The 24,316-nt window shown below is 60.4% G+C and carries 18 protein-coding genes and 2 tRNA genes; 17 read left to right on the forward strand and 3 right to left on the reverse strand.

Going from position 1 to position 24,316, the window contains the following annotated elements; translation table 11 throughout:
• Positions 1-272: 272 nt before the first annotated feature.
• Positions 273-911 (reverse strand): AIR carboxylase family protein, encoded by a 639-nt coding sequence (locus LDH74_RS04245; protein WP_226041292.1) that lies wholly within the window; start codon positions 909-911, stop codon positions 273-275.
• A 77-nt stretch (positions 912-988) separates the two neighbouring features.
• On the reverse strand, positions 989-2,152 hold the full coding sequence (locus tag LDH74_RS04250; protein WP_255680932.1) for a 5-(carboxyamino)imidazole ribonucleotide synthase: 1,164 nt from the start codon (positions 2,150-2,152) through the stop codon (positions 989-991).
• 230 nt (positions 2,153-2,382) lie between these two features.
• Between LDH74_RS04250 and LDH74_RS04255 the strand changes: the two genes are divergently transcribed.
• From LDH74_RS04255 to LDH74_RS04320, 14 genes are all read left to right on the forward strand, one after another.
• The gene (locus tag LDH74_RS04255) at positions 2,383-3,210 is read left to right on the forward strand and encodes a DUF4097 family beta strand repeat-containing protein (RefSeq protein WP_226041294.1); all 828 of its coding nucleotides are present in this window, start codon (positions 2,383-2,385) and stop codon (positions 3,208-3,210) included.
• Positions 3,211-3,342: 132 nt separating this feature from the next.
• Positions 3,343-3,774 carry a 6,7-dimethyl-8-ribityllumazine synthase gene (gene ribH, locus LDH74_RS04260; protein WP_226041295.1) on the forward strand — a complete coding sequence of 144 codons (432 nt, stop codon included), beginning with the start codon at positions 3,343-3,345 and terminating at the stop codon, positions 3,772-3,774.
• 7 nt (positions 3,775-3,781) lie between these two features.
• Positions 3,782-4,927: a pyridoxal phosphate-dependent aminotransferase gene (locus LDH74_RS04265; protein WP_226041296.1), complete on the forward strand. Its 1,146-nt coding sequence runs from the start codon at positions 3,782-3,784 to the stop codon at positions 4,925-4,927.
• Positions 4,928-5,051: 124 nt separating this feature from the next.
• Positions 5,052-5,801 (forward strand): HNH endonuclease, encoded by a 750-nt coding sequence (locus LDH74_RS04270; RefSeq protein WP_226041297.1) that lies wholly within the window; start codon positions 5,052-5,054, stop codon positions 5,799-5,801.
• A gap of 36 nt (positions 5,802-5,837) precedes the next feature.
• Positions 5,838-5,940: transfer RNA gene (locus LDH74_RS04275), tRNA-Gln, on the forward strand.
• A 203-nt stretch (positions 5,941-6,143) separates the two neighbouring features.
• Positions 6,144-7,481, forward strand: coding sequence for a phosphoglucosamine mutase (glmM, locus tag LDH74_RS04280; protein WP_226041298.1), 1,338 nt, complete (start codon positions 6,144-6,146; stop codon positions 7,479-7,481).
• 186 nt (positions 7,482-7,667) lie between these two features.
• Positions 7,668-9,353: an alkaline phosphatase family protein gene (locus tag LDH74_RS04285; protein ID WP_226041299.1), complete on the forward strand. Its 1,686-nt coding sequence runs from the start codon at positions 7,668-7,670 to the stop codon at positions 9,351-9,353.
• A 286-nt stretch (positions 9,354-9,639) separates the two neighbouring features.
• Positions 9,640-10,302 (forward strand): helix-turn-helix domain-containing protein, encoded by a 663-nt coding sequence (locus tag LDH74_RS04290; RefSeq protein ID WP_226042498.1) that lies wholly within the window; start codon positions 9,640-9,642, stop codon positions 10,300-10,302.
• Positions 10,303-10,736: 434 nt separating this feature from the next.
• Positions 10,737-12,245, forward strand: coding sequence for a right-handed parallel beta-helix repeat-containing protein (locus LDH74_RS04295; protein WP_226041300.1), 1,509 nt, complete (start codon positions 10,737-10,739; stop codon positions 12,243-12,245).
• Between the two features lie 260 nt (positions 12,246-12,505).
• Positions 12,506-14,143, forward strand: a complete 1,638-nt coding sequence (locus LDH74_RS04300) for a polysaccharide biosynthesis C-terminal domain-containing protein (protein ID WP_226041301.1) — start codon at positions 12,506-12,508, stop codon at positions 14,141-14,143.
• A 237-nt stretch (positions 14,144-14,380) separates the two neighbouring features.
• Complete coding sequence (locus tag LDH74_RS04305; protein WP_226040268.1) at positions 14,381-15,016, forward strand: IS6 family transposase; 636 nt, start codon at positions 14,381-14,383, stop codon at positions 15,014-15,016.
• A gap of 57 nt (positions 15,017-15,073) precedes the next feature.
• The gene (locus tag LDH74_RS04310) at positions 15,074-17,200 is read left to right on the forward strand and encodes an acetate--CoA ligase (RefSeq protein ID WP_226041302.1); all 2,127 of its coding nucleotides are present in this window, start codon (positions 15,074-15,076) and stop codon (positions 17,198-17,200) included.
• Positions 17,197-18,345 (forward strand): phosphotransacetylase family protein, encoded by a 1,149-nt coding sequence (locus LDH74_RS04315; protein ID WP_226041303.1) that lies wholly within the window; start codon positions 17,197-17,199, stop codon positions 18,343-18,345. The genes LDH74_RS04310 and LDH74_RS04315 overlap by 4 nt, the downstream gene beginning before the upstream one ends.
• A 117-nt stretch (positions 18,346-18,462) precedes the next feature.
• On the forward strand, positions 18,463-18,756 hold the full coding sequence (locus LDH74_RS04320) for a PRC-barrel domain-containing protein (RefSeq protein ID WP_226041304.1): 294 nt from the start codon (positions 18,463-18,465) through the stop codon (positions 18,754-18,756).
• An 18-nt stretch (positions 18,757-18,774) separates the two neighbouring features.
• Here the strand turns inward: LDH74_RS04320 and LDH74_RS04325 are convergent, their stop codons facing one another.
• Positions 18,775-20,235 carry a DHH family phosphoesterase gene (locus tag LDH74_RS04325; RefSeq protein WP_226041305.1) on the reverse strand — a complete coding sequence of 487 codons (1,461 nt, stop codon included), beginning with the start codon at positions 20,233-20,235 and terminating at the stop codon, positions 18,775-18,777.
• Positions 20,236-20,402: 167 nt separating this feature from the next.
• Here LDH74_RS04325 and LDH74_RS04330 point away from each other — a divergent pair.
• The 3 genes from LDH74_RS04330 (at position 20,403) to LDH74_RS04340 (ending at position 24,117) form a co-directional block, all read left to right on the forward strand.
• A tRNA-Lys gene (locus LDH74_RS04330) sits at positions 20,403-20,476 on the forward strand.
• A 963-nt stretch (positions 20,477-21,439) separates the two neighbouring features.
• Complete coding sequence (locus LDH74_RS04335) at positions 21,440-22,711, forward strand: hypothetical protein (protein WP_226041306.1); 1,272 nt, start codon at positions 21,440-21,442, stop codon at positions 22,709-22,711.
• Positions 22,712-23,076: 365 nt separating this feature from the next.
• The gene (locus tag LDH74_RS04340; protein WP_226041307.1) at positions 23,077-24,117 is read left to right on the forward strand and encodes a hypothetical protein; all 1,041 of its coding nucleotides are present in this window, start codon (positions 23,077-23,079) and stop codon (positions 24,115-24,117) included.
• Positions 24,118-24,316: the final 199 nt, after the last annotated feature.

Below are 24,316 nucleotides of genomic sequence, written 5' to 3' on the forward strand. Positions count from 1 at the left end.
CGAATAGATCCTCGTGAATAATCACCTTATACTATATATAGCTGTGTGTAGAGTGAACGGATCGGTAATACGGGATTACTCGAGGGCGAAATCGACCGCGACGCGTCACGTGTGGCGGTAATTTCTGCCACGCACGCGAGTCTGTCGCCCGACCGGAAGCGCGACCGGGATCACCGATCACAGTTTCGGAGACACGCGGGGCATCCTCCACGTCCGTACGAGGCGACGGTACTGATCCCGATACCAGCGCTTACCGATCCCGGTTCCGGGGCTTACCGATCTCGGTCCCGGAACGCCGGCGTCCCGGAGTCGTGGAGTTCTCGAGAGACGGCGCCGACGCCCTCGCGCAGGTCCTCGTGATACGCGACGAGTCGGTCGCGAACGTCGTCGTACTGGCGCGCGAGGATCTGGGCGGCCGACAGCGCGGCGTTAAAGGACTTGCCGGCGTCGACCGCGACCAGCGGCGCCCCCGTTGGCATCCCGATGACGCTGTCGACGGACTTCTCCTGGACCGGAACGCCGATGACCGGCAGCGGATACGCGATCGACGCGGTCATGTTCGGGAGATCCGCGGATTTCCCGCCCGCCCCGGCGATGATTACGTCGAGGCCCCGCTCTTCGGCCGTCTCCGCGTAAGTCGTCATTAAGTCCGGCGTTCGGTGAGCCGAGGTCACGTAGGTCTCGAACGTGAACCGTTCCGCGGGCGGGTTCTCGAAGTCAGTCTGCTCGGCGAAGCCGAGTTCGTCGACGAACGCGTCGTAGGCACCTCGGCGCGTCCCGCCGGTCATCATCGTCTCGAGGTCGGAGTCGCTGCCCATGACGATCCCCACGTCCGGGGTTTCCTCGGACGGGCGATGCTGTTCGGCCTCGCTGCGCAGGCGCTCGATCAGTTCGCTGACGCTGTCGCTCATGGCTGGTGGTGGTCGGGCGAGTGACTTGAAACAGTGGCAAACGGACCGAGCGACCGGGACGACCCGCAGTCGGCTGGCTACGTCCGGAACGTCACGCGCTCCTCGAGGTCGCGCGCGGTCTCCAGTAACGCTTCGACGTCGGCGTCCTCGGTCTCGCCCGAGACGGTGACGTGGCCCATCTTGCGTAGCGGTCGGGCTTGCCGCTTGCCATACCAGTGGAGATGCGCGGCGGGTGTCTCGAGGATGCGGTCGATGTCGCTCAACTCCGCGCGCCCTTCCTCGTCGACGTCAGCCAGCAGGTTCGTCAGAACGGTCGGCGAACGCAGCTTAGTCGAACCGAGCGGCCAACCCAGCACCGCCCGCGCGTGCTGTTCGAACTGCGAGCTCTGGGCGCCCTCGATCGTCCAGTGACCCGAATTGTGCGGGCGCGGCGCGATCTCGTTGAGCAGGATTTCCCCCTCGCGCGTTTCGAACAACTCAATTCCGTACACGCCCCGTCCGTCCATCACCTCGAGCACGTCGCGCGCGACAGCATGAGCGCGCTCGGTGATGTCCTCGCTCGAGCGCGCCGGAACGACGGTCTCCCGGAGAATCTCGTCCTCGTGGACGTTTTCCCCGATCGGGAAGGTCGCGATTTCGTCCTCGCCTTTGACCGCGATGACGGACACCTCGCGCTCGAAGTCGACGAACGACTCGACCATCGCGGGGCCGGCGACCGACTCGAGGGCGTCCGCAGCGTCGGCTTTCGACTCGACGGGGACGTTCCCGCGCCCGTCGTACCCCCCGGTGCGGGCCTTGAGCATCACCGGCGCGCCGTAGTCGTCGATCGCCCCGCGTATGTCGTCGGCGTCCTCGACCGCGCGGAACGGCGGCACCGGAACGCCGGCGTCCTCGAGTTCGCGCTTTTGAACGAGTTTGTCGTGGATCGTCTCGAGCGTCGACGGCTTCGGGTGAACGGGCGTGCCCGTGTCGTCGCTCACCCGCTCCATCACGTCCTGATCCGCGAGTTCGATCTCGAAGGTGAGTATGTCCGCGCGCGAGGCGAGTTCGCGGATTCCCGCCTCGTCGTCGAACCCGGCGACGATCTGGTCGCGAGCCACCGGTGCGGCGGGGCAGTCCGGCGTCGGATCGAGCACGACCACCTCGACGCCCAGCGGCGCGGCCGCTTCGGCGAGCATCCGCCCGAGCTGTCCCCCGCCAACTACGCCGATCGTCGGTCCCGGCGTCCGTAGCGTCGTCATGCGCGCCGGTTCTCGTCGCCCGCGCTTAAGAATTCTCAAACGGACCGCTCGGGACGCGATCGACCGCTGAACACCTCGCATGCGTTGCACTTGGGATCGGCTGCCCGCCGCCGGTTCCCAGCCGTCTCGATCCGAGACGAATCGTTTTCGTATAAAAACCTTCGTGGCGGATACCCGCGTCGGAAACTCAGTGGTAGTACATAAACCGATGGCAACACACGGACACGAACATGAGAACGGCCATCTCGCGGCGGCGGCTACTCGCTGGGGGAAGTCTCGGGATTCTCAGCGCGCTCGCCGGCTGTATCGCGACCGGCAGGGGAGCAACGGAAACCGAGACGAAAACGTACGACGTCGACGGACTCAGTGCACTCTCGCTGGAAGGTGTAAACGGTTCGGTCTCCGTGGACGGGAATCGGGCGGACGCGATCGAAGTACGCGCCCACAAAGCGGCACCGACCGAGGGTTCCCTCGAGTCGCTGACGCTCGAAACCGAGCGAAGCGACGGGCATCTCACGATCGAAACGCACCGGGACGAGACGCCGTTCCTGTTCGGCCCGGATCCGAAGGTGGACCTCGAAGTGACGGTTCCAGCGGGAGTTCGGCTCGCTCGGGCGGAGACGACGAACGGCAACGTCGACGTTCGAAACGCGACCGGTGAACTGACGGCCGAGACAACGAACGGCCGCGTCGATGTCGAGGGCGTCGACGGCGGAGCGAGTGCCGAGAGCACCAACGGCATCGTTCGCGTCGCCGACGTCAGTGGTGATGTCCGCGCGGAGACGACGAACGGGGATATCGACGTTACGCTCACGGACGGGGACGGCGACGTGACCGCGGAGAGCACCAACGGCGAGATCACCGTTCGAGCACCCGCATCGATCGATGCGACCGTCAGCATCGAGACGACGAACGGCGAGGTGGGAGTCGAAGGATTCGACGGTTCGGACGGTTCGAGCGACGGGGGACTCGAGCTGACGGTCGGCGACGGAACGCGGCGCATCCGTCTCGAGACGGAGAACGGCGACGTAACGGTTCGAAGCGATGACGCGGCGTAACGCCGCTGGGCCGGCGGTGGATCGGGACCGATTGCTGCGGTCGATCGCCGAGCCCCGGACGGTCGGCACGCTGTCGGGACGCGGTCACCCGAGAACGGTACCTCTTTTACCCGCCCTCTCCACCGCTCGCCTATGACCACGCTCGGATTGGTGGTCGCGGAATTCAACCGTCCGATCACCGAGCAGATGGAGCAGGAAGCGCTCGAGGCGGCCACCGCCGCGGGCGCCGAGGTGTACGAGACGGTCCGCGTCCCGGGTGTCTACGACGCGCCGCTGGCGGCCGACCGGCTCGCTCGCCGCGACGAAGTCGACGCAGTCGCCGTAATCGGCACCGTCATCACTGGCGATACCGACCACGACCAGGTGATCACCGACGCCACCGCCCAGCGACTCTCCGACGTGAGTCTCGAGCGCGATACGCCCGTGACCCTCGGCGTGACCGGCCCCGGAATGTCCGCCGCCGAGGCGCGCGAACGCATCGAAAACGCGGCGAAAGCCGTCGACGGCGCGCTCGATCTCGTCGACGAACTCCCCGACCCCAGTCCCGCTCCCGATTCAGACTAGATCCACAATGACGATGGAATTTACCGACCGCGTCAGCCGAGTCGAACCGTCCGCAACGCTTGCCATCTCCGCGCTCGCCACCGAACTCGAGGCCGAGGGCGCAGACGTCGTCGACCTGAGCGTCGGCGAACCCGACTTCCCCACGCCCGAAAACATCGTCGAGGCCGGCAAGGACGCGATGGACGCCGGCCACACCGGCTACACCACCTCCGCCGGCATCCTCGAACTGCGCGAGGCGATCGCTGACAAGCTGGCCGACGACGGGCTCGATCACGACTCGGACGAGATCATCGTCACGCCCGGTGCGAAGCAGGCGCTCTACGAGATCGTGCAGGCGCTCATCCAGGACGGCGACGAAGTCGCCCTGCTCGATCCCGCCTGGGTCTCCTACGAGGCGATGGTCAAGATGGCCGGCGGCGACCTCACCCGCGTCGACCTTTCGAACTCCGACTTCCGGCTCGAGCCCGCACTCGACGACCTCGCGGCCGCGGTCTCCGACGAAACGAAGCTGTTGATCGTCAACTCGCCGTCGAACCCGACCGGTGCAGTCTACTCCGACGCCGCACTCGAGGGCGTCCGCGACCTCGCCGTCGAACACGACATCACCGTCATCTCCGACGAGATCTACAAGGAGATCACCTACGGCGTCGAACCGACGAGTCTCGGCACGCTCGAGGGGATGGCCGATCGCACGATCACGGTCAACGGCTTCTCGAAAGCGTACTCGATGACCGGCTGGCGTCTGGGCTACTTCGCCGGCCCCGAAGGGCTGATCGACCAGGCCGGGAAGCTTCACAGCCACTCGGTCTCCTCCGCGGTGAACTTCGTCCAGCACGCCGGTCTCGAGGCGCTCGAGACCGAAGACGCCGTCACGGAGATGACCGACGCGTTCGAGGAGCGCCGCGATCTAGTTGTCGACCTGCTCGCCGAGTACGACGTCGACGTGGCGGTTCCGGAGGGGGCCTTCTACATGATGCTTCCCGTCGATGACGACGATCAAGCCTGGTGTGAGGGCGCTATCGAGGACGCCCACGTCGCGACCGTCCCGGGGAGTGCGTTCGGCACGCCTGGCTACGCGCGAATCTCGTACGCGGCGAGTGAGGAACGGCTCGAGGAAGGGGTCGAGCGATTGGCCGAGGAAGGCTACCTGTAACCTCTTTCCGGCAGTTATCGGCAGTATCCCCACTCGGGTATACCGTGTTTTCATTGGCCGCGGCGCGTCGTCACAATCACGATCAGCCGCAGGTTTATATGCGATACCGAGGCCACCCCACTGCATGGATTGTCCGTCGTGTGGGAAATCGCTCCGGACGACACAAGGAATGCGCCAGCATCACACGAAGGTGCACGGCGATCCGCTTCCGAACCGAACCTGTAGCGGTTGTGAAACCGAGTTCTACGATCCGAAAGCACGGCGAGAATACTGCGAGAGCTGCAATCCGAACGGTGCCGAACACAACGGAAACTGGAGCGATGCCACGGAAACCGCGGCCTGTAAACGCTGTGAATCGACGTTCTCGTACTATCCGTCGTCCAAGAAAGGCGTCTACTGTTCGAAGTGTGTCGAAGCTGCCGAGGGACTGCTCCCGGACAATTACGCTGTAAAAGGCGACAGAATAACGGTACGGTGCCAGTCGTGTGGGAACGACCTCGAGGTTCGTCCGGCGAAGGTCGACGAACAGAAACGGGGCTTCTTCTGTACGTTGGACTGTTATGGCGACTGGCTTTCGGAGAACGTCGTCGGCCCGGACCACCATCAGTGGGAGGGCGGTACGATCGAATACGGCCGTACGTGGTGGCGTATTCGCCGGCGAGCACTCGAGCGAGATGGATACACGTGCCAGTATTGTGGCGCAGAGAAGGCGGAACTCGATCGGAATCCAGATGTTCATCATCTTCAGCCAGTTCGGTCGTACGACAACCCCGAGGACGCACATACGATGGAAAACGTCATTACGCTCTGCCGGAGCTGTCATCGACGAGCCGAGGAGGGACAGATAGCCGTTTCCCCTCACGCCGAAAAGTAACACTATTGTGATGCCGTCTGCTATCTCGGAGTGAGGAGTCCCGTGGTGTAGTGGCCAATCATATGGGCCTTTGGACGTGTCCGGTACGCTCCGTCACGGAAGCGAGCCCATGACGGCGGTTCGAATCCGCCCGGGACTATGGCAAATATTTTATATTAAGTTGACCGGGAGTCACATAGATACCTTCTCAGCCCACCACACGATTGACAGTATATCGCCGTCATCGCAGACATCGCGTCGGTAGTATACCGAGAGACGGCACTGTTCAAGAACGTTTACGGGAACACCCCGTACTCGTCTAACACCTCTATAGTAATCCCTCCTGTCTCGAGGATAGTCACTATGTTCGGAACGAGTGGTATCCGCGGAACCGTCGGTGAGGAGGTAACGGCCGAGCTTGCGCTCTCGGTCGGTCGAGCCGTCGCGTCCGACGGCTACGACCGCGTCGTCGTCGGGCGAGACGCTCGAGAGAGCGGCAGGGTCCTGACCGATGCATTGACCGCTGGATTGCGCGAGTGTGGTGCGGACGTGCTCGAGGTGGGGGTCGCGCCGACGCCGACGATCGCGAGGGCGGTCCCGCGGGAGAACGCGGACGCGGGAATCGTCGTTACGGCTTCGCACAATCCCGCGCCGGACAACGGGATCAAGCTCTGGGCCGCGTCGGGCAAGGCGTTCGATTCCGACCAGCGGGACGCGATCGCGACGCGAGTCGACGCGGACGACTACGATCTACGGCCCTGGGATGGACACGGCTCGCTCGAGTCGCTCGAGGATTCGACCGATCGACACGCGACGGCGATAACCGAGTCCGTGTCGATCGACGACCCGCCGAGCGTCGCCGTCGACATCGGGAACGGGACCGGGGGGATAACCGCGCGCGTGCTCTCGGAGCTGGGCTGTGACGTCGTCACGCTGAACGGACAGCGGGACGGACGTTTCCCCGGGAGACCGAGCGAGCCGACTCGAGAAACCCTCGGCGACCTCTCCGCGCTCGTCGAAGCGACGGACGCCAGCGTCGGAATCGCCCACGACGGCGATGCCGATCGGATGCTGGCCGTCGACGAGACCGGCTCGTTCGTTCCGAAAGACGTGCTCCTGGCCCTGTTCGCACGCGAGAGCGCGACGGACGGCGACGTGGTCGCTGCGCCGGTCGATACGAGCATGGCGGTCGACGACGCGCTGGCTGCCGTCGGCGCGTCGGTGAGCCGAACGCGGGTCGGCGACACGTTCGTTGCCGACCGCGCGACACAGCCGGACGTGGTCTTCGGTGGCGAACCGAGCGGCGCGTGGATCTGGCCGGACGAAACGCTGTGTCCGGACGGCCCGCTCGCTGCGTGTAAGCTCGTGGAACTCGTCGCCGATCGCGGGCCGCTCTCGTCACTTGTCGACGGCATCGAGACGTACCCGATCCGTCGCGCGTCGGTCTCGGTCGAAGAGAAAGTCGCGGTGATGAACCAGGTTCGCGACCGCGTTAGCGAACGATACGACGACGTCGACACGCTCGACGGCGTCTACGTCGACGTCGACGACGGCTGGATCCTCCTGCGCGCGAGCGGCACCGAACCGGTCGTCCGGCTCACGGTCGAAGCACGGGACGAGTCCACGGCCGAACGACTGGAAGCCGATGCCGTCGGCATTCTCGAGACCGCGATCGCAACCATGGCCGGAATCCGATCGTGACCATCGGTCGGTTCAGTTGTCAAATACACGGCGTTCAGGCCTCTATGTCGGGTTTAACGCATCGATAATGAAGTGTGCTGTATCCTATGTGGGGAGTAGATACGTGGTGCAACGAACAACACTGCTGCCGTGGGACGACGGCAGCGGTCGAACGAAACTATTGGTTATAAACAGACAACAGAAACGATGACTCGGGCGTTTCGTCGTGATGACGCGACATCGACGGGGAGTACTGCGAACGAATCGAGCGGACTGGACACGCTGCTCATCGGCATCGATGCGGGCTGTCTGCCAGTGTTCGAGCGGCTGTTCGAAGACGATCGGATTCCGGCCATCGAGGGGCTCTGCTCGACGGGAGTGACCGCGCCCCTCGAGTCGCAGATCCCGCCGTGGACGCCGAGCGCCTGGCCGTCGATCTATACCGGCGTTAATCCCGGCAAACACGGCGTGGTCGGCTTCGTCGGGTACGACGGCTACGACTGGCACGTGACGAGCAACGACGACGTCCATGAGCATCCGCTGTGGACGCTGCTGGATCGACACGACCGCTCGAGCGTCGTCGTCAACGCTCCGGTCACCCACCCGCCGGACGAGTTCGACGGCGCGGTCATCCCGGGATTCCTCGGCCCCGAGGATCCGCCGTGCCATCCCGACGGGCTCCTAGACGAGGTCCGCGACGCGATCGGAGAGTATCGCGTCTATCCGAACTATACGCGCGACGACGACTCGCTCTCGGACGGCGCGAAGATCGAGGAATATCAGAATCTCATCCGGATGCGCGGCGAGGCGTTTCGCTATCTCGCCGACGAGTTCGACCCGGACTTCGGCTTCGTCCAGTTCCAGAAGACGGACACGGTCTTCCACGAGCTCAGCGGCGAGAAACGACACATCGATCCCGTCTACGAGGCGGCTGACGAACAGATCGCGTCGATCCTCGAGGCCTGCGACCCGGATCGCGTCTTCCTCGTGAGCGACCACGGGATGGGGACGTACGATGGCTACGAGTTCCGGATCAACGAGTATCTCCGCGACGTGGGCTTCCTCGAGACGACGACCGGTGGCAAGGGAATGCCGTCGTGGACCCCGATGCGCAGACGCCTGCGCGAGGGCGAGGAGTACGACACGTGGGAGCCGGGAACGGTCGCACGTGCGGCGTCTGTCGCCGCGCGATTCGGCGTTACCGCCCGACGGGTCAGGACCGCGCTCGAGCGGGTCGGGCTGGCGGACGTCGCCATCGAGTACGCGCCGGGCGGGGTCACTCGGACGGCGAACGAACAGGTCGACTTCGCCGAATCGGAGGCCTACGTTCGCGCCCGGACCGAACTCGGCGTCCGGATCAATCTCGAGGGCCGGGAGCCAAACGGCGTCGTTCCACAGGAGGAGTATGAAGAACTCCGCGAGAGCCTCATCCGAATGCTACAGGCCGTCGAGACGCCCGATGGTGAGCCGTTCTTCGAGACGGTCGCGCCACGTGAGCAGTACTTCCACGGTGACGAAATCGACGAGACGGTCGACGTCGTCACGATCCCCGCGGATTTCGAACACATGCTCTCCGAGCAGCTGGGCGAGGGAGATTACTTCAGCCCGGCCGAACCCTGGAACCACAAGCTCGACGGTGTCTTCGTCGCGGCGGGCGAGGGAATCGACGAAAACGCCGCGCTCGAGCGGGCACACCTCTTCGACGTCGCGCCGACGATCATGGCTGCAATGGGGGTCCCCTACAGCGACCGTATGGACGGCAACGTCGTCCCCGTCGTCGATTCGGGAGAGTCGACGTCCTATCCGGAGTACGAGGAGGGGGAGGAGACGAACCGACCGGCAGCGGACGGAGACGTGACGGACCGGCTGGCCGATCTCGGGTACATGAATTGAGAGGGAGTATCGTCGCCACCCGGACGGTTCGTGATTCTCGACTCGGTCGCGTCTCTCGGTCCTGTATTCCAACGCTCTGAACGTCTCCGAGACTCCCACTGAGACGGGCCACTGGAACTGTGTCCTTGGCGCACCCGTATGGGTCGCGGGTGTGCCGGAGCTGACTGACAGGAGTCCGTCCGCCCTCCCGAATCGAGCGGGTCGGTTTTGCTTACGACAACCCTCTTATCCGCGCTATAAGTATGGGTCATTGGGACCGATACCGGTGTACGACATCGATCTCTCAATGGGATTTATCGCAGCGGTTCGCCTCGTCCACGACGAACTTCCGTTAGTGCCGACGATCAAGGAACGGTCGGGCGTGACGCTCCGGTACGAGTACGGAGCGACGACCGGCGAGCAACGCCTCCAGTTCGTCTCCGCGTTCGGCGACGAGCACGAGGCTCTCGAGGAAGTGATGGCTGCGGATCCGACCGTCGCGAACGCGACGTGCGTCGCGACGTTCGAGAACCGGTCAATCTATCGCGTCGTCGTCGAGACCGATCTCGAGATCGTTCCCAATCGCTGTGCCGAAGCCGGCCTGTTCGCCTTCAGAATCACGAGCGCGGAGGGTGGCTGGTGCGCACGGGTTCATCTCCCCGATCGCGACGTGCTGTCGGCGTTCCGGAACCAGTGTCTCGATCGGGGCATCTCGTTTCACGTGAACCATCTGTACGACTCGTCGGTGTCCGATGAGCAGACCTACTTACTGACCGAACGACAACACGAGATCCTCACGATGGCCTACTACGCCGGCTACTTCGAGGTACCGCGCGAGGCCACGCAGGATGATCTCGCCGGTCGGCTCGATATCTCGGATTCGGCGGTGTCACAGCGGATACGGCGCGCCGTTTCCGAACTGATCGCCGCGACGCTCGAGAACGACCGCGCGTCAGACGAATACGGATAACATTGGTCGACATCATCAATACTATTATTTGGTAATTCACGATATATAACAGAAATCCAGCACAAGGGCCGAGCCCGTTAGTGGCGCTTAGAGAGGTATTAAAAACCATATAACGCTGAAGAGCCGTCTACACCCTGACGGTTTTCGTCTCTAACTGTATGTTGAGCAACCATTTCAAAAATAGGACTTGTATGCCCTTATCGATAACGGGAACCGCACTTATCACTTAAAAGCTTTCTATCCGAATCCATAGATACTGGACCCCGTCATCACTCACAAAGAAGTGACTTTCAATGTCGGATAGAAGTGGTACACAGTGCTCGAATCGTGACGTTTCTCGTGGCTCTCGGTCGGTCGAGGGGGATGACGGTCAGCCGTCTCTCGAGGGAGGAATTTCAAAGACACAGTCGAGACGTCGGTTTCTGGGAGGAACAGTGGCGGCATGTGCCGCCGGAATCGGACTGACGTCGACAGCCAGTGCGTCCACAGATCGGTACGGACACTACTACGATGACTACGCAACCGTCGTGGACGTGACCGAGGCCGGAGCGGACGATACCGGCACGGAATCGATCACGCCCGTGCTCGAGAGACTCCGAGATGACGATACACTGCTCGTATTTCCCGAAGGGGAGTACTTCATGGACGAGCAGTTCAGATTCACCGGCTTCGATAACTTCGGCGTCGTCGGCGAGAACGCGACGCTGATTCCGGCGAACTTCTACGAGTTCGACGGACCGCGGTACCGACTGTTCCGGCTCGGCGTCTCGTACAGCCCCGGACGGCGTCTCCGCTTCGAGGGGTTCGACGTCGATCAGTCGGCCCCCGATACGGGGATCAGGGCGATCGAGGCCTACGCGTCCGACCGGCTCGAGGTACGCGATATCACCGTTCGCGGCCACCACGACAGCGGGACGTGGGGCCCGGGACTGTTCAACGTCACCGACCCCGATGGCTACGGGATCGTCGAACAGTTTCGAGCGCCGGACGGGGCTGCGTGGGTGGATAACACGCCGAATGCGGGCAATCGATGGCGCGGCCCGATCGGCATCGAAGCGAACGAAACCGAGGGGACGCTCGAGTTCAAACACTGCCAGCTCGGCGGGTTCCCGAACAACGGACTGTACGCGGCGAGCGACAGCGGAAAGATCGTCGTCCACGGCGGACTGTACCGGAACAGCAACGGCGCGAACATACGCGTCGGTGGCCGAGACAGCGAGATTCGGTGGCCGACCGTCGAAGTCGACTCGACGCGGCCGGAGGACAGGACTCAGCGCGGCATCCGGATCGAGAACGGTCGAAACATGGAGATCTACGGTGCTGCCGTCGAGATCACGTCGCCCAAACCGACCAGTCACGCGATTTCGGTGATGAACACCTGCGAAAGCGCCCGGATCGACAACACTCGCGTGGAGATACGCGGGTCGGAGGTGAATCACGGAATCGTTCTCTCTCCTAACTGCGGGGACGCAACGATCGTCGATACGTCGATTACCCACGAAACCGCGGGTGGCTATCCGCTCTGGATTCAGAACAGCGACAGGTCGGAGCAAATACTCGCCGAATCAGTCACGATCACGGGACAGTCGGGCGATGCCAGCGGTTTCCGTGACGGGATTCGCTGTGAGCGCGACAACTGTCGCTTCAACAACGTCGATGTCACGCAGCGCGGACGCAACGGAGCGGACCGAAACGCACTCGTCAACACGGCCGCGGACCTGACGGTCTACCAGAGCGAGCTGCGCGCCAGTCAATACCCGTTCGTCGACATCGGCTCCGACGCGCTCGTTCGCGACTCGACCCTCGAGTCGTCGGGAGACGATGAGGCCGTCTGCCTCTACTCGTCGTCCTCAGATCCGACGTTCAAGAAGAACGAGCTGGTCGACGGAATTCGTGACTTCGGTGCGAGCGGGGTTACGACCTGGGAGAACACGTACCAGTAGTCTGCGATACACGGCCGCCATCGCTAGTTCATCGCTTCGTCTCACCGTTGCTCCGTTTCGTCATCGCCGTCTCTCGTCACTTTTCGTCGATTCGTTCACCGTTCTATATCGCCGCAAATTCGGCTCTCGAGCCCGTTTAACCCCCGTATAATAACGCCACGCTGTGGCAACCATCTTGCTACAGTGAGTACGTCGGATCGTGACCGATCGTCGGCGGGGGTAGCTGTCGATTGGCAGCTCGAAGAAACCAGGGGGAAACCGTGAACAGGAGTATTACGAGCGGCATCGTATCGGTCGTCAGTGCGAAACTCGTCGTCCTCGTCGTCACTGCGCTTTCGACGCCGCTGCTGTACCGATTTCTCGGTGCATCGGCGTTCGGCGAGTACGCGTTTTTGCTGTCTATCTTCGCGATCTATATGATCTTCGTCAGTTCGGGGATCACGGACGGTGTCCGAAAGTTCCTCGCGGAGGATCGCTCCGCGGCGAACTGGAGCGAACACGTCGTCGGCTTTTACTTCCGGCTGGCGATCTTGCTGGCCGGTCTCGGGGCGCTCCTGCTGGTACTCGCGTCCAGAGTCGGGCTCGTCGGCCTCGCCTTCGGATCCGAGATGACGATCTACTTCTACGTCCTCGCGGCGCTCGTTATTACGGCGCAGTTCCGGGACTTCACGCGGAAGACGCTCATGGGATTCGGCCTCGAGCGGTACTCGGAGCCGCTCAAGGTTCTCGACAAGGTCGGCTTCGTCGCGGTCGCACTCCCGCTGACCTACGTCGGCCTCGGCGTGATGGGAGCGCTCGCAGGTCACCTGTTTGCGAGCCTCCTCGTCGGTGTGATCGGACTCCTCCTCGTTCACCGACGGATTTCCCTGTCGTCCGTATTCTCCAGTCCGACGGAGCGGTTCCCGCGGACTGAGATGCTCACGTTTAACTCGATGAGCATCGCGCTGATCTTCCTGCTGATGTCGCTCTATCATATCGACATCATCATGCTCAACCGGTTTCGGTCGGACGCGGCGGTCGGTAACTACAAGGCGGCGCTGACGCTCGCCGAGTTCCTCTGGTTCGTCCCGATGGCGATCCAGACGGTGTTCGTCCACTCGACGTCGGAGCTGTGGTCGCAGAACCGCTATCGAAAGATTTCGGCCCTCGCATCTCGGACGACGCGATACTCATTTCTGCTGACGGCAGTTATGGCAGTCGGACTCGCAGCGCTGGCGAACGTCGCCGTGCCGATTTACTTCGGTGCCGAGGCCGAGCCAGCGATCACGCCGCTGTTGCTGTTGCTCCCCGGCGCTCTCGGCTTCGCGCTCGCACGGCCGATCCTCGCGATATCGCAGGGCGAGGGAACGCTCCGGTATCCGGTCGCGGCAACCGGCGCCGCGGCCGTGATTAACGTCGTGCTTAACGTCACGCTCATCCCCCGTTTCGGAATGGGGGGTGCGGCCGTCGCGACCAGCGTCGGATACGGATCGATGTTCGTCTTCCACTGTCTGAGTGCTCGGCGTGTCGGTTTCGATCCGCTCCAGGACGCACGGCTCGGTCGAGCGGCACTGACTACCGTCCTCGCAGCCGTCCCCATCGTCGCCCTCTCGGCGGCGATCTCGAACCCGTGGCTCGCGCTCGCGGTCGTCCCGCCCGTCGGATTCCTCCTCTTCATTACGTTCGCGCTGCTCGTCGGCGCACTGGATCCGGCCGAGCCGTTCGAGTTGCTGACGTTGTTCCCCGAGCCGATCGGGGGAACGGCGGGTACGATCCACGACCGGATCACGAACGGCGAGAGCGAGGGGGCGACTCGGAACTGGTTGCAGCTGTTCCTGTTCGTCGGCGGACTGTCCCTGCTCGTCGCGGGACTCGCATTCGGGATGCTCGATCCCGGATTGCAGAACGTCGCTCCCTGACGCGGCCCGTCATCCGACGCTGCCGCTCGAGTCGACCGCCGGTCGCGACGACGGACGAAATACAGAAAAGGGCTGAGAGCCGAACGAAACGGCTAACTACAGCGCGCTGGAAACCCGCGGATCCGACGCTCGATCGACACACACGGGCCTCTCGAGGCTGACATCGTCGGCGCATCCCCGACCGGGCCGTGTTTAGTTAATCGTGAAAAGTGAGGCGTGCTGATTTTCAGCTGGTTCATGGCAGAAATCGCACGCCTCAGCGGTAGTAGCGACTGGATTGATTTGGATTTTGTGGAGCGAGAACGGACACCGCGTCGGCTGATGGAGCTCGGTATTCGACTCCATCTTGCTGGATTATCGCTTTCGAATACCGTTCGAGAATTAGAGAGGTTCGGTGTCGAGCGCAGTCGCAAAGCAGTCCATGATTGGGTTCACAAATGCGATATACAGCCGACAGTTGACGAGGAACCGAATCACGTCGCACTTGACGAGACGGTGATTCAACTTAACGAACATCGCTATTGGCTGTACACCGCTGTCGATCCAGAAACGAACAACATACTCCATATACGGCTGTATTCGACGACTACGACTGCGTTGACAGAACGGTTCCTGCACGAACTCACTGAGAAACATGATCTTGATGATGCCGTGTTTCTCGTTGATGGAGCGAAACATCTCCAGACTGCACTCCGTCGATCTGGGCTCCGTTTTCGATACGAAAAACATGGAAATCGGAACGCGGCGGAACGTGTCTTCCGCGAGATAAAGCGACGTACCTCCTCATTCTCAAACTGTTTCAGTCACGCACAACCATCAACAGCCGAATCGTGGCTCCAAGCCTTCGCCGTCTGGCACAATGCTACAAACTAAACACGACCGCTGGAACACGCCACACGCTTAACACGCTACTTCGCTAACCTGCGAGCGATGGGACGGTTATCCGCACTCTTCGATCCCGAGACCGTCGCCGTGGTCGGCGCGACCGACCGCGAGGGCGCGGTCGGCCGGGCGATCCTCGAGAACCTGCGCGACGAGTTCGCGGGCGAGGTCGTGCCGATCAACCCGTCGCGCGACGAGGTACTCGGGCTCGAGTGTTATCCGGACGCGTCGAGTGCGCCGCCGATCGATCTGGCGGTGGTCGTGGTTCCGCCCGAGATCGTGATCGAGTCGACCCGCGACCTCGCCGAGGCGGGCACCGAGAACGTCGTCGTCATCACCGCGGGCTTCGCGGAGACCGGCGGCGAAGGTGCCAAGCGCGAACGGCAACTCCGCGCCGTCGCCGGCGAACACGACCTCAACGTCGTCGGACCGAACAGTCTGGGGATCATGGCCACGTCGAACGGCATGAACGCCACGTTCGGTCCCGAAAGCGCGCTCGAGGGCTCGATCTCTTTCATGAGCCAGTCGGGCGCGTTCATCACCGCCGTCCTCGACTGGGCCAACGAACAGGGAATCGGGTTTCGAGACGTGGTTTCGCTGGGGAACAAGACCGTTCTGGACGAGACGGACTTCGTCCGCGAGTGGGGCGACGACCCGGACACCGACGTCATCATCGGCTACTTAGAGGATATCGGTGACGGTCGGGGCTTCATCGAAGCGGCCCGCGAGGTGACCGCGGACACCCCGATCGTGCTCGTCAAGTCCGGCCGGACGGCCGCCGGCGCGCAGGCCGCTTCCTCGCACACCGGCGCGATCGCCGGCAGCGAACGGGCGTACGAGGCCGGTCTCGAGCAGGCCGGGGTCCTGCGCGCCCGCTCGGTCCAGGAACTGTTCGACTACGCGCGGGCGCTTTCGGGGCTGCCCGAACCCGAAACCGACGGCGTCGCGGTCGTGACTAACGCTGGCGGTCCCGGCGTCCTGACGACCGACGCCGTCGGCGACTCGTCGCTCGAGATGGCCTCCTTTACCGACGAAACGATCGACGCACTTGCCGAGGCGATGCCCGACGAAGCCAACGTCTACAACCCGATCGACGCCATCGGCGACGCCGACGTCGATCGGTTCGGCGAGGCCCTCGAGATCGCGCTCGACGATCCGAACGTCGGCAGCGCCGTGGTCGTCGCCGCGCCGACCGCGGTCCTGTCGTACGACGACCTCGCCAACCGGGTGATCGAGACGCTCGAGGTCCACGAAACGCCCGTCGTCACGTGTCTCATGGGCGGGAAACGGGCTCGCGACGCCGAGGAAACGCTGCGCGAGTCGGGCGTTCCGAACTACTTCGATCCCGCTCGAGCGGTCTCGGGACTCGACGCGCTCGCTCGCTTCCGCGATATTCGCGAGCGAACGGTCGACGAGCCCGCACCGTTCGACGTCGATCGCGAACGCGCCCGCGAGATTCTAGAGCGCGTCCGGCGTCGGGACGACAACCGCCTCGGCGTGGAGTCGATGGACTTGCTCGAGGCCTACGGCATCCCGACCCCGCGGGGGGAGATCGTCGACGATCCCGACCGCGCCCGCGAGGTCGCCGAATCGATCGCGGGCGACGTCGTCCTGAAGATCGTCAGCCCCGACATCTCACACAAGTCCGACATCGGTGGCGTCAAAGTCGGCGTAGCGGACGAGGACGTTTACGACGCCTACGAGGACGTGGTCGCTCGAGCGCGAAACTACCAGCCCGGCGCCACGATCGTCGGCGTGCAGATCCAGGAGCTGCTCGACCTCGAGTCCGCGACCGAGACCATCGTCGGGATGAACCGCGACCCGCAGTTCGGGCCATTGCTGCTGTTCGGACTCGGCGGCATCTTCGTCGAAATCCTCGAGGATACGTCGGTCCGCGTCGCGCCGATCGGCGAGGGCGAGGCCCGCGACATGGTCGACGAGATTCGGGCGGCACCGCTGTTGCGCGGCGCTCGCGGCCGCGAACCCGCGGACGTCGAGCGCGTCGTCGAGACGATCCAGCGGCTCTCCCAGCTGGTGACGGACTTCCCGTCGATCCTCGAACTCGACATCAACCCGCTCGTGGCCGGCCCGGAGGGCGTACAGGCGATCGATCTTCGACTGACCGTCGATCCGGACGAACTCGACGCGGACGAACCCGACACGGAGGAACCATGACCGACACCGATCCAGAACCCGAATCCACGGACATCGAAACCGATACTGACACCGAAAGCGGCACCGATAGCACGTCCGGCGACACCCCCGTCGAGACGCTGCTCGTCAGCTCGCTCGAGGAGAGCACCGGCAAGACGGCCATCACGCTGGCGCTCGCTCGTCTCGCGCGGGACGAAGGGGACAGCGTCGGCTACATGAAACCGAAGGGCACCCGGCTGCAGAGCAACGTCGGGAAGACCCTCGACGAGGACCCGCTGCTCGCCCGCGAACTGCTCGGGCTCGAGGCCGAGATGCACGACCTCGAGCCCGTCGTCTACTCGCCGACGTTTATCGAGCAGGCGATCCGCGGGCGCGAGGATCCGGACGAACTGCGCGAGCGCGTCCGAGAGGCGTTCGAGACGCTCGCAACCGATCACGACCGGATGTTCGTCGAGGGCGGCGGCCGGTACGATGTCGGCGGAATCGTCGACATCGCGGACCCCGATATCGCCGACCTCCTCGACGCGCGCGTGCTGCTGGTCGCGCCCTACGAGATCCCCGCGGACGTCGACGACGTCATCGCCGCCGCCGAGGCGTTCGGCGACCGACTCGCCGGCGTCGTCTTCAACGACGTTCCCGACGCGGCCTACGACGGGCTCGAGACGGACGTCGTCCCGTTCCTCGAGGGGCGCGGGATTCCGGTCCACGGGGTGCTCCCGAGCGAACGGGAGCTGTCGGGCGTGACGGTCGCCGAACTCGCGGACGAACTCGGCGCGTCGGTGCTCGTCGATGACGGACAGGACGGCTACGTCGAACGCTTTACCGTCGGCGCGATGGGGCCGGACAGCGCCCTGCGACACTTCCGCCGGACGAGAGACGCCGCCGTCATCACCGGCGGCGACCGCGCCGAGATTCACACCGCCGCGCTCGAGGCTCCCGGCGTCCGCTGTCTCATCCTCACCGGCGGCCACCGGCCCCCGAGAGCGATCGTCGGGCAGGCCAGCGAGAAGGGCGTCCCGATCCTCGCGGTGCAGACGGACACGCTCACGACGGTCGAGCGCGCAGAGGACGTCGTCCGAAGCGGCCGGACTCGAGACGCTGATACCGTCGACCGGATGCAACGGCTGCTGTCCGATCACGCCGCCGTCGACTCGATTCTGGGGTAGGCTCGAGTGTGGGGATTCGGGATCGTGCTCGTCCTCGGATCGACGACTGTCGGATCCGACAACAAGGACTATCCTGTCTGACTAAAAGTTAAGAGTCCGCCGCGCATGAGCCCAGACATGGACGACACTCCCCAAGAAATCACGTCACTCGTCGGCCGCGAGGTTTACTCGAACAACGGCGTCTTCGTCGGCGAAGTCGAGGATCTCAGGCTGAGCATCGACGGCGAGGCCGTCTCCGGTCTCGCGCTCGCGAACCTGAACAGCGAACTGTTCGCGGACGAAGCCCGAAGCGGACAGGGAATCATCGTCCCCTACCGCTGGGTCCGCTCCGTCGGCGACGTCATTCTCATCAACGACGTCGTCGAACGCGTTCGCGAACCCGACGAGGAAGAAGACGAACTGGTAGCGTAACTCGATTCTACGGTCCTCTCAGCTCCCGTTCGAGCCCTCGCTGCCCCCTCCTTCGACGCCCATCGCGTCGAACAGCGTCCGCTTGACCGCTTCTTCGGTCAACTCGAGTAGCGTCTCCCGCGTGTCCTCCGAGATCTCGATCCCGGTGAAGATCCCCAGCGGGATCTCCGCGCTGGCTTGCGTGGAGTGGCCGGCCGTCTCGCCGATCTCCCCGTAGGCGTCGTCGAGCACCTTGCCGATATTGATGCGGATATCCTTCGAGCGACCGGCGAGGAAGATCGTCTCGTCGGCGATCCCGAAGACGGCGGTCGTGGTGACCCCCTCGAGATTGAGCAGGTGGCTGGCGGCCTGGGTGAGCGCCTCGCGGTCGCGGACGAAGCCCGCGTTGGAGACGAGGTGACTCCCCTGGACGTCGCGATTGGTGATGGCCTCCGCGAGCACGTCCAGCGTCTCGGGGGACATCGACGGCGACTCCACTTGCTCGAGGGTGTCGTGGTTCGCGAACGGATAGAGGTAGGCGGCGGCGGTCAGATCGGCGGGGGTGGTGTCGCGTTTGAAATCCAGCGTCTCCGCGCGGATACCGTAGAGTAAGGCCGTGGCGACCTCCTCGGAGACGTTCATGTCGAACTCCTGGATGTACTTCGTCATGATCGTCGACGTCGAGGACATGTTCGGTCGGATGTCGACGAACTCGGGTTCGACCCCGTCATCGGTCTCGGATTCGTGGTGATCGATGACGATGTCGATCGGGAGGTCCATCTCGCCCGAGGTCGCGTGATCGACCAGGGCTACGGTGTCGTAGATCGAGTGGTCTTCGATCTCGTCCCACTGGACGAGGTCTATCCCGAGCAGATTGACGAACGCTCGGTTCTCCTGGTGGCCGACGTCCCCGAGATAGATGATGTCGGATTCGATGCCGAGATGGTCGGCGATCGCCTGCAGCGCCGCCGCGCTGGCGATCGAGTCCGGATCCGGGCTGTCCTGGGTGACGATCGCCAGCCGCGTCGACGTCTGCTCGACGATTTCGGCGAGCTTCCCCGCGTTGTACTCGAGTTCGCCCGACTCGAGGGCGCGCAGGGCGGATTCAGCGATGACCGTGGAGGGGTTGATGACGATGTCCGCCCCGAGTTCGGAGAGCTCGTCGCCGGAGACGGGATCGCTCGCGCGGGCGACGATGAACTGGTCGCCGTCGCTCTCGCGGATGTGTTCGACGGCGCGCTTGTTGGACTCGACGTCCGAGGCGAGGATGAGGATGACATCGCGGTCGGCCACGAGGTCGGCGACGCCGGATTCCCGGATGTCGGCCGTCCGGGCGTCCAGGTCCTGGTCGCGGAGCGATTCGACGCGGCTCTCGTCCTGATCGACGATAAAGACGTCTTTCCCCTGTTCGACGAGTTCCTCCGCGACGGCGTAGCCCACGCTCCCACACCCCAAGATAGCGTAGTCAGAGATCGACGAAATCGTAACCCCCGTGCTCATATGCCCGAGTGGTCGGACCGGCCGCACTTAACGCTCCCGAAGAGTGGCACAAAGTGATGGTTCAGTTCGGATGACTCGAGGGCGATGGCTGTTTCGCCCGTGGATCACTGCCACGCTGCCCGCCAAGGGAAACGTATTTGAACGACCGAGGGAAAGTCGCAGGTACAGGGCCGGTAGCTCAGTTCGGCAGAGCGTCTGACTCTTAATCAGACGGTCGCGTGTTCAAATCGCGCCCGGCCCGCTTCCTTTCTTCTGGATTGTGAGTTACGCTAATCGGTAGACTGCGTCGTGTCTGTCTCCAAAATAGCAATTCTCCCCGTTGAGTTGAGTCATTCAGTGAACGACGCCCCGTCACGCCTGGCATCTATCAATAGTTCGCGCGCACACCACTTCACCCTGTTGGTCGTTATCATTCTATTCTCTGAGGCGATCAATCGATCCTCCGAACAGACAATAGACAAAATTCCGCCCTACTCAGAGATGTCTATTTTTGAGTAGTTGTACTGTCACCGCAGACAATAAGGCGCAACAAGAGGGAAGCCCAGCTTTGGTATTTGAGCTGGTCTCAACTACATAACTTTGAATTAGAATATCCAAAGTCAGGGTATATTTATAACTCTGATGCAAGTCCCTTATGCTAGTCTCAATAATGGTTAAATTCCGCGCGCGTGAGCACCCCACTTCTGATCAAAGGGGCCCATTATCTTATTATAAAAAGACCTACAGCAATAACAGTCGGGAACGCAGATCTCGGAGATATCTCCGTACCCTCAGTGGCGCGATCCCGAATCGGAGATTCGAAACCGGCCACGAACCGCTTAAGGATGGGCCCGCCTGAGGGTTAGACTGCCTCCGCAGGACAGTGCTCGTTGTTCTATCAACTAATTCGGATTAAACCGGAACCAGCAAACTTAGACTCGTGTCCGCATGAGGACATCCACCAATGTGCTTGGAAAGCAAAGATTCAGAAGTAGAATCCAATCTTGATGCCAGTCTAAAAACACAGGACAAGCCGATCATTGATGCCTTCTCGCATGTGGAACATCAAGCCCTTCTAACAATAGAGACGGCCGAGAAAGTCAATCTAAGCGATTAATAAGTACGTAGACAACTGAAAGACCTTGCGAGTCGGGATATTCTGGGAATGGTGGTTCGAAGGACAGATAGGGAAAGAGATATATTGGAACTGTTAGTATGTGTGTATATGTCGAAGGTTAAGCCGGACACACCTAACTTAGATATCTCTCGCTCATTCTGGCTCGATCTCGAAACCCCATATGGACTTATTGACGATGAATGGGATCGATATAGGTCCCAGCTCAACCAATATGTCATAGAGGACTACAGAATAAGTAAGGAATTGTTAAAAGTTCATTGGTGTCTCGAACGAGAATTAAGCCAAATTCCATATGAACGAGAACCACTACTTAGTCATATTCTTGATGATAATGAAGAATACGGAAAGAACATCCTCTGTGCATATCGATTTGCAAATGGAAAGAATAAGAAACGTGTTGTCGCCTGTTTTGAAGAGATAGAAGGGGAAGTTGCCGGTGCGGATTTCATCACTCTCTATGAGGATATTATGGAGTCAGGGAGTAGAGATGCAATGGTGTCTATGATTCAACTGTTTAAACCAGAGGTACTCCGGAATATATTGGGTCTCCAGTATTGCTACGGTAGGAAACCTCAACTAATTCGTCACTCAGAGTCTAAATTAGAAAAGTTAGATGCGCTCAATATCGATAAAGTTGCGGAATCACTAGAACACATCACAGACTCGTACCGGCCGTGGCATAGTTTCACACATGATGAAAAACTCTACTTCCTAATCAAACGTCGTCTCGGAGACGAAGTCGAGAGACAAGTTGATGAAAATCTCGAGGAGGAACCGGCTGAGTTTGTTGTACTGATTTTTGATGGAACAGAACTCCAGATATTTTCAGAGAAAAAGAAAATCGCGTCTAATGCTCTAAGTGGAATCAATGAAGCCATAGAACAGACTTTCCAGGAAGAGGAAGACGATGATGGGATTGATGAAGATGAGATCGAAGACCACCAGTTCGATGATATGGGTCAAGAACTTACTTATGAAGAGCTCAAGTCCGCAATAGGTCTTGCTAAAGATATTGAAGACAATACTGATTTGGTTCTTAAGGGTGTAAACGTAGAGAACGCTGATCTCCCGAACAGTCCGGAAATCCAGCTAAAAGCTAACGAAGGTGTTCAGGAAACATTAGATTGGTTCGAAGAGCGAAACGTTGAACTCCTCAATCACCCGGATGATGTGAAAAATATTACGTTTGTTTATGAAGGTCGGGACTTCACACTCCTACCTCGGGAAGGCTCATCAAAGGGTGAAGAGGGGTGGATCTTCCGGTATAATGCATCGTATCCGAGTGACGAAGAACGCGAAGAGTTTGAGGGGCAAATAAAGGAGTACATGGACGTAGAGGTCCGGTTTGAGAAATCTTGATCAGCTCGAACCATATCCTAAAAGACGGAAAGACGAATCTGTCTAGTTCTGAGCGTACGAAAGCCAAGGAATTGCAATCGACGGGACTGTGCGAGATTCAGGAGCACCAGTACATAGACTGTGTTGATCCCGATGATGAAGACTATTTTCAGATATTAGATAAGGGTTGTAGAGGGAAAATCCAGGTATCTACATCAGATAAGCATACTAGCTGTCCTGAGTGTGGACGAGACATATACTTATCTGATAAGGATATTAAGCAAAGCTCAAGGATAGCTCTAAAAGAGTCTGGTATCTACAGTTTTGTCCGTGATAAGGTAAAGGACGTGTTAGAGTGTTCAGTCAGTAAAAAGAGAAACGGATTAGTGTATAACGGTGATCGCCTTGAACCAGTATTTGAGGCTCATACTGACACAGAGCGGATTACAGTTCATATCCTCCTTGAGCATATCCCTCGAACGACCATCAAATGGCTTCGAATCTACAATCGATCCAGTTTCTTTATACTCCTTGACGGGTCCTTGAGTTGTTCCGATGAGTTGGATCGACTAGGTCTGCCCTATCTCACAATTAGTGAACTGATCGACAGTGATTCGGAAAAGGCCATTAAAAGCAAATATCAAGAGATCACTGAGCGGGGACCTCTTGTAGATATTGAACAACGGGCTTCTATCGCTCTTGAAATGTGTACATCAGATGATGTCCTCAGGCATATGGATTGGTCTGACTTTGAGCATTGTGTTGACTCTATGCTAAAATATTCTATCGGTACTTCGCACCTCTATGGTGGAACTGAACCAGGAACTGGAGTTCCTGATGGCACGCTAACTTTGAATTGGCCTGGTAACGATTGTCTCTACATGTGGGACGCTAAATTTGTTGACTTGTCATCTAATGATGAGACAAATCTGTCTGATGAATATAGCAAAATATTCCGCCATCTCCAGGAACTCAATTCGAAGCAACAAACGGAACCCATCTATGACCAGATCCATGGAATATGTTTGTTCTCTCCTGGAATTGCGGAAACGAGTATTACTCGTCTCGCGGAATTCATTCAAGAACAAAACCTTCCTTCGGAAACTGAATGGAGAGGTTCGATTTGTTACTTTGGATTAGATGCTCTGACTAAGATGACCCAAATGAAGATCGAGAACCGTTCAAATATAAAACAAAAGATGGGGAAGTTCGAGAATGCATTAAATCAATACCTCTCTACACCCGCCAAACATGCTAATGAACCAGAGATGATCAGCAATAGCCAATATCAGGCTGTCCATATCAGCCCAGAGGACATAGAAGCTATTTTCGAATATCTCTCTGGTCAGAGCAAAGAAACATTTGAATTTGATAAACAAAAACATATGAATTATCTCGAATTTAATTTTTCACTAAGTGATAGCTGAGATTTCGAGTGAGATATACGCTAAATACCCACTCAATAATTGGATCTTCTGTTTTAAATCGAGTCAGGGTCAATTATCCTTGATTCGAAAAGTTCGTCAAAGGCGTCTCTACTTGTTATTTTTGCTTTTTCTCCTAAGTGTCGACTGGCTCTTGTTATGTAGTGGCGAGCTCTCTGAGCTCACTTCGGTATACATCAAA

The organism is Natrinema sp. DC36 (assembly GCF_020405225.1).
Classification (GTDB): Archaea; Halobacteriota; Halobacteria; order Halobacteriales; family Natrialbaceae; genus Natrinema.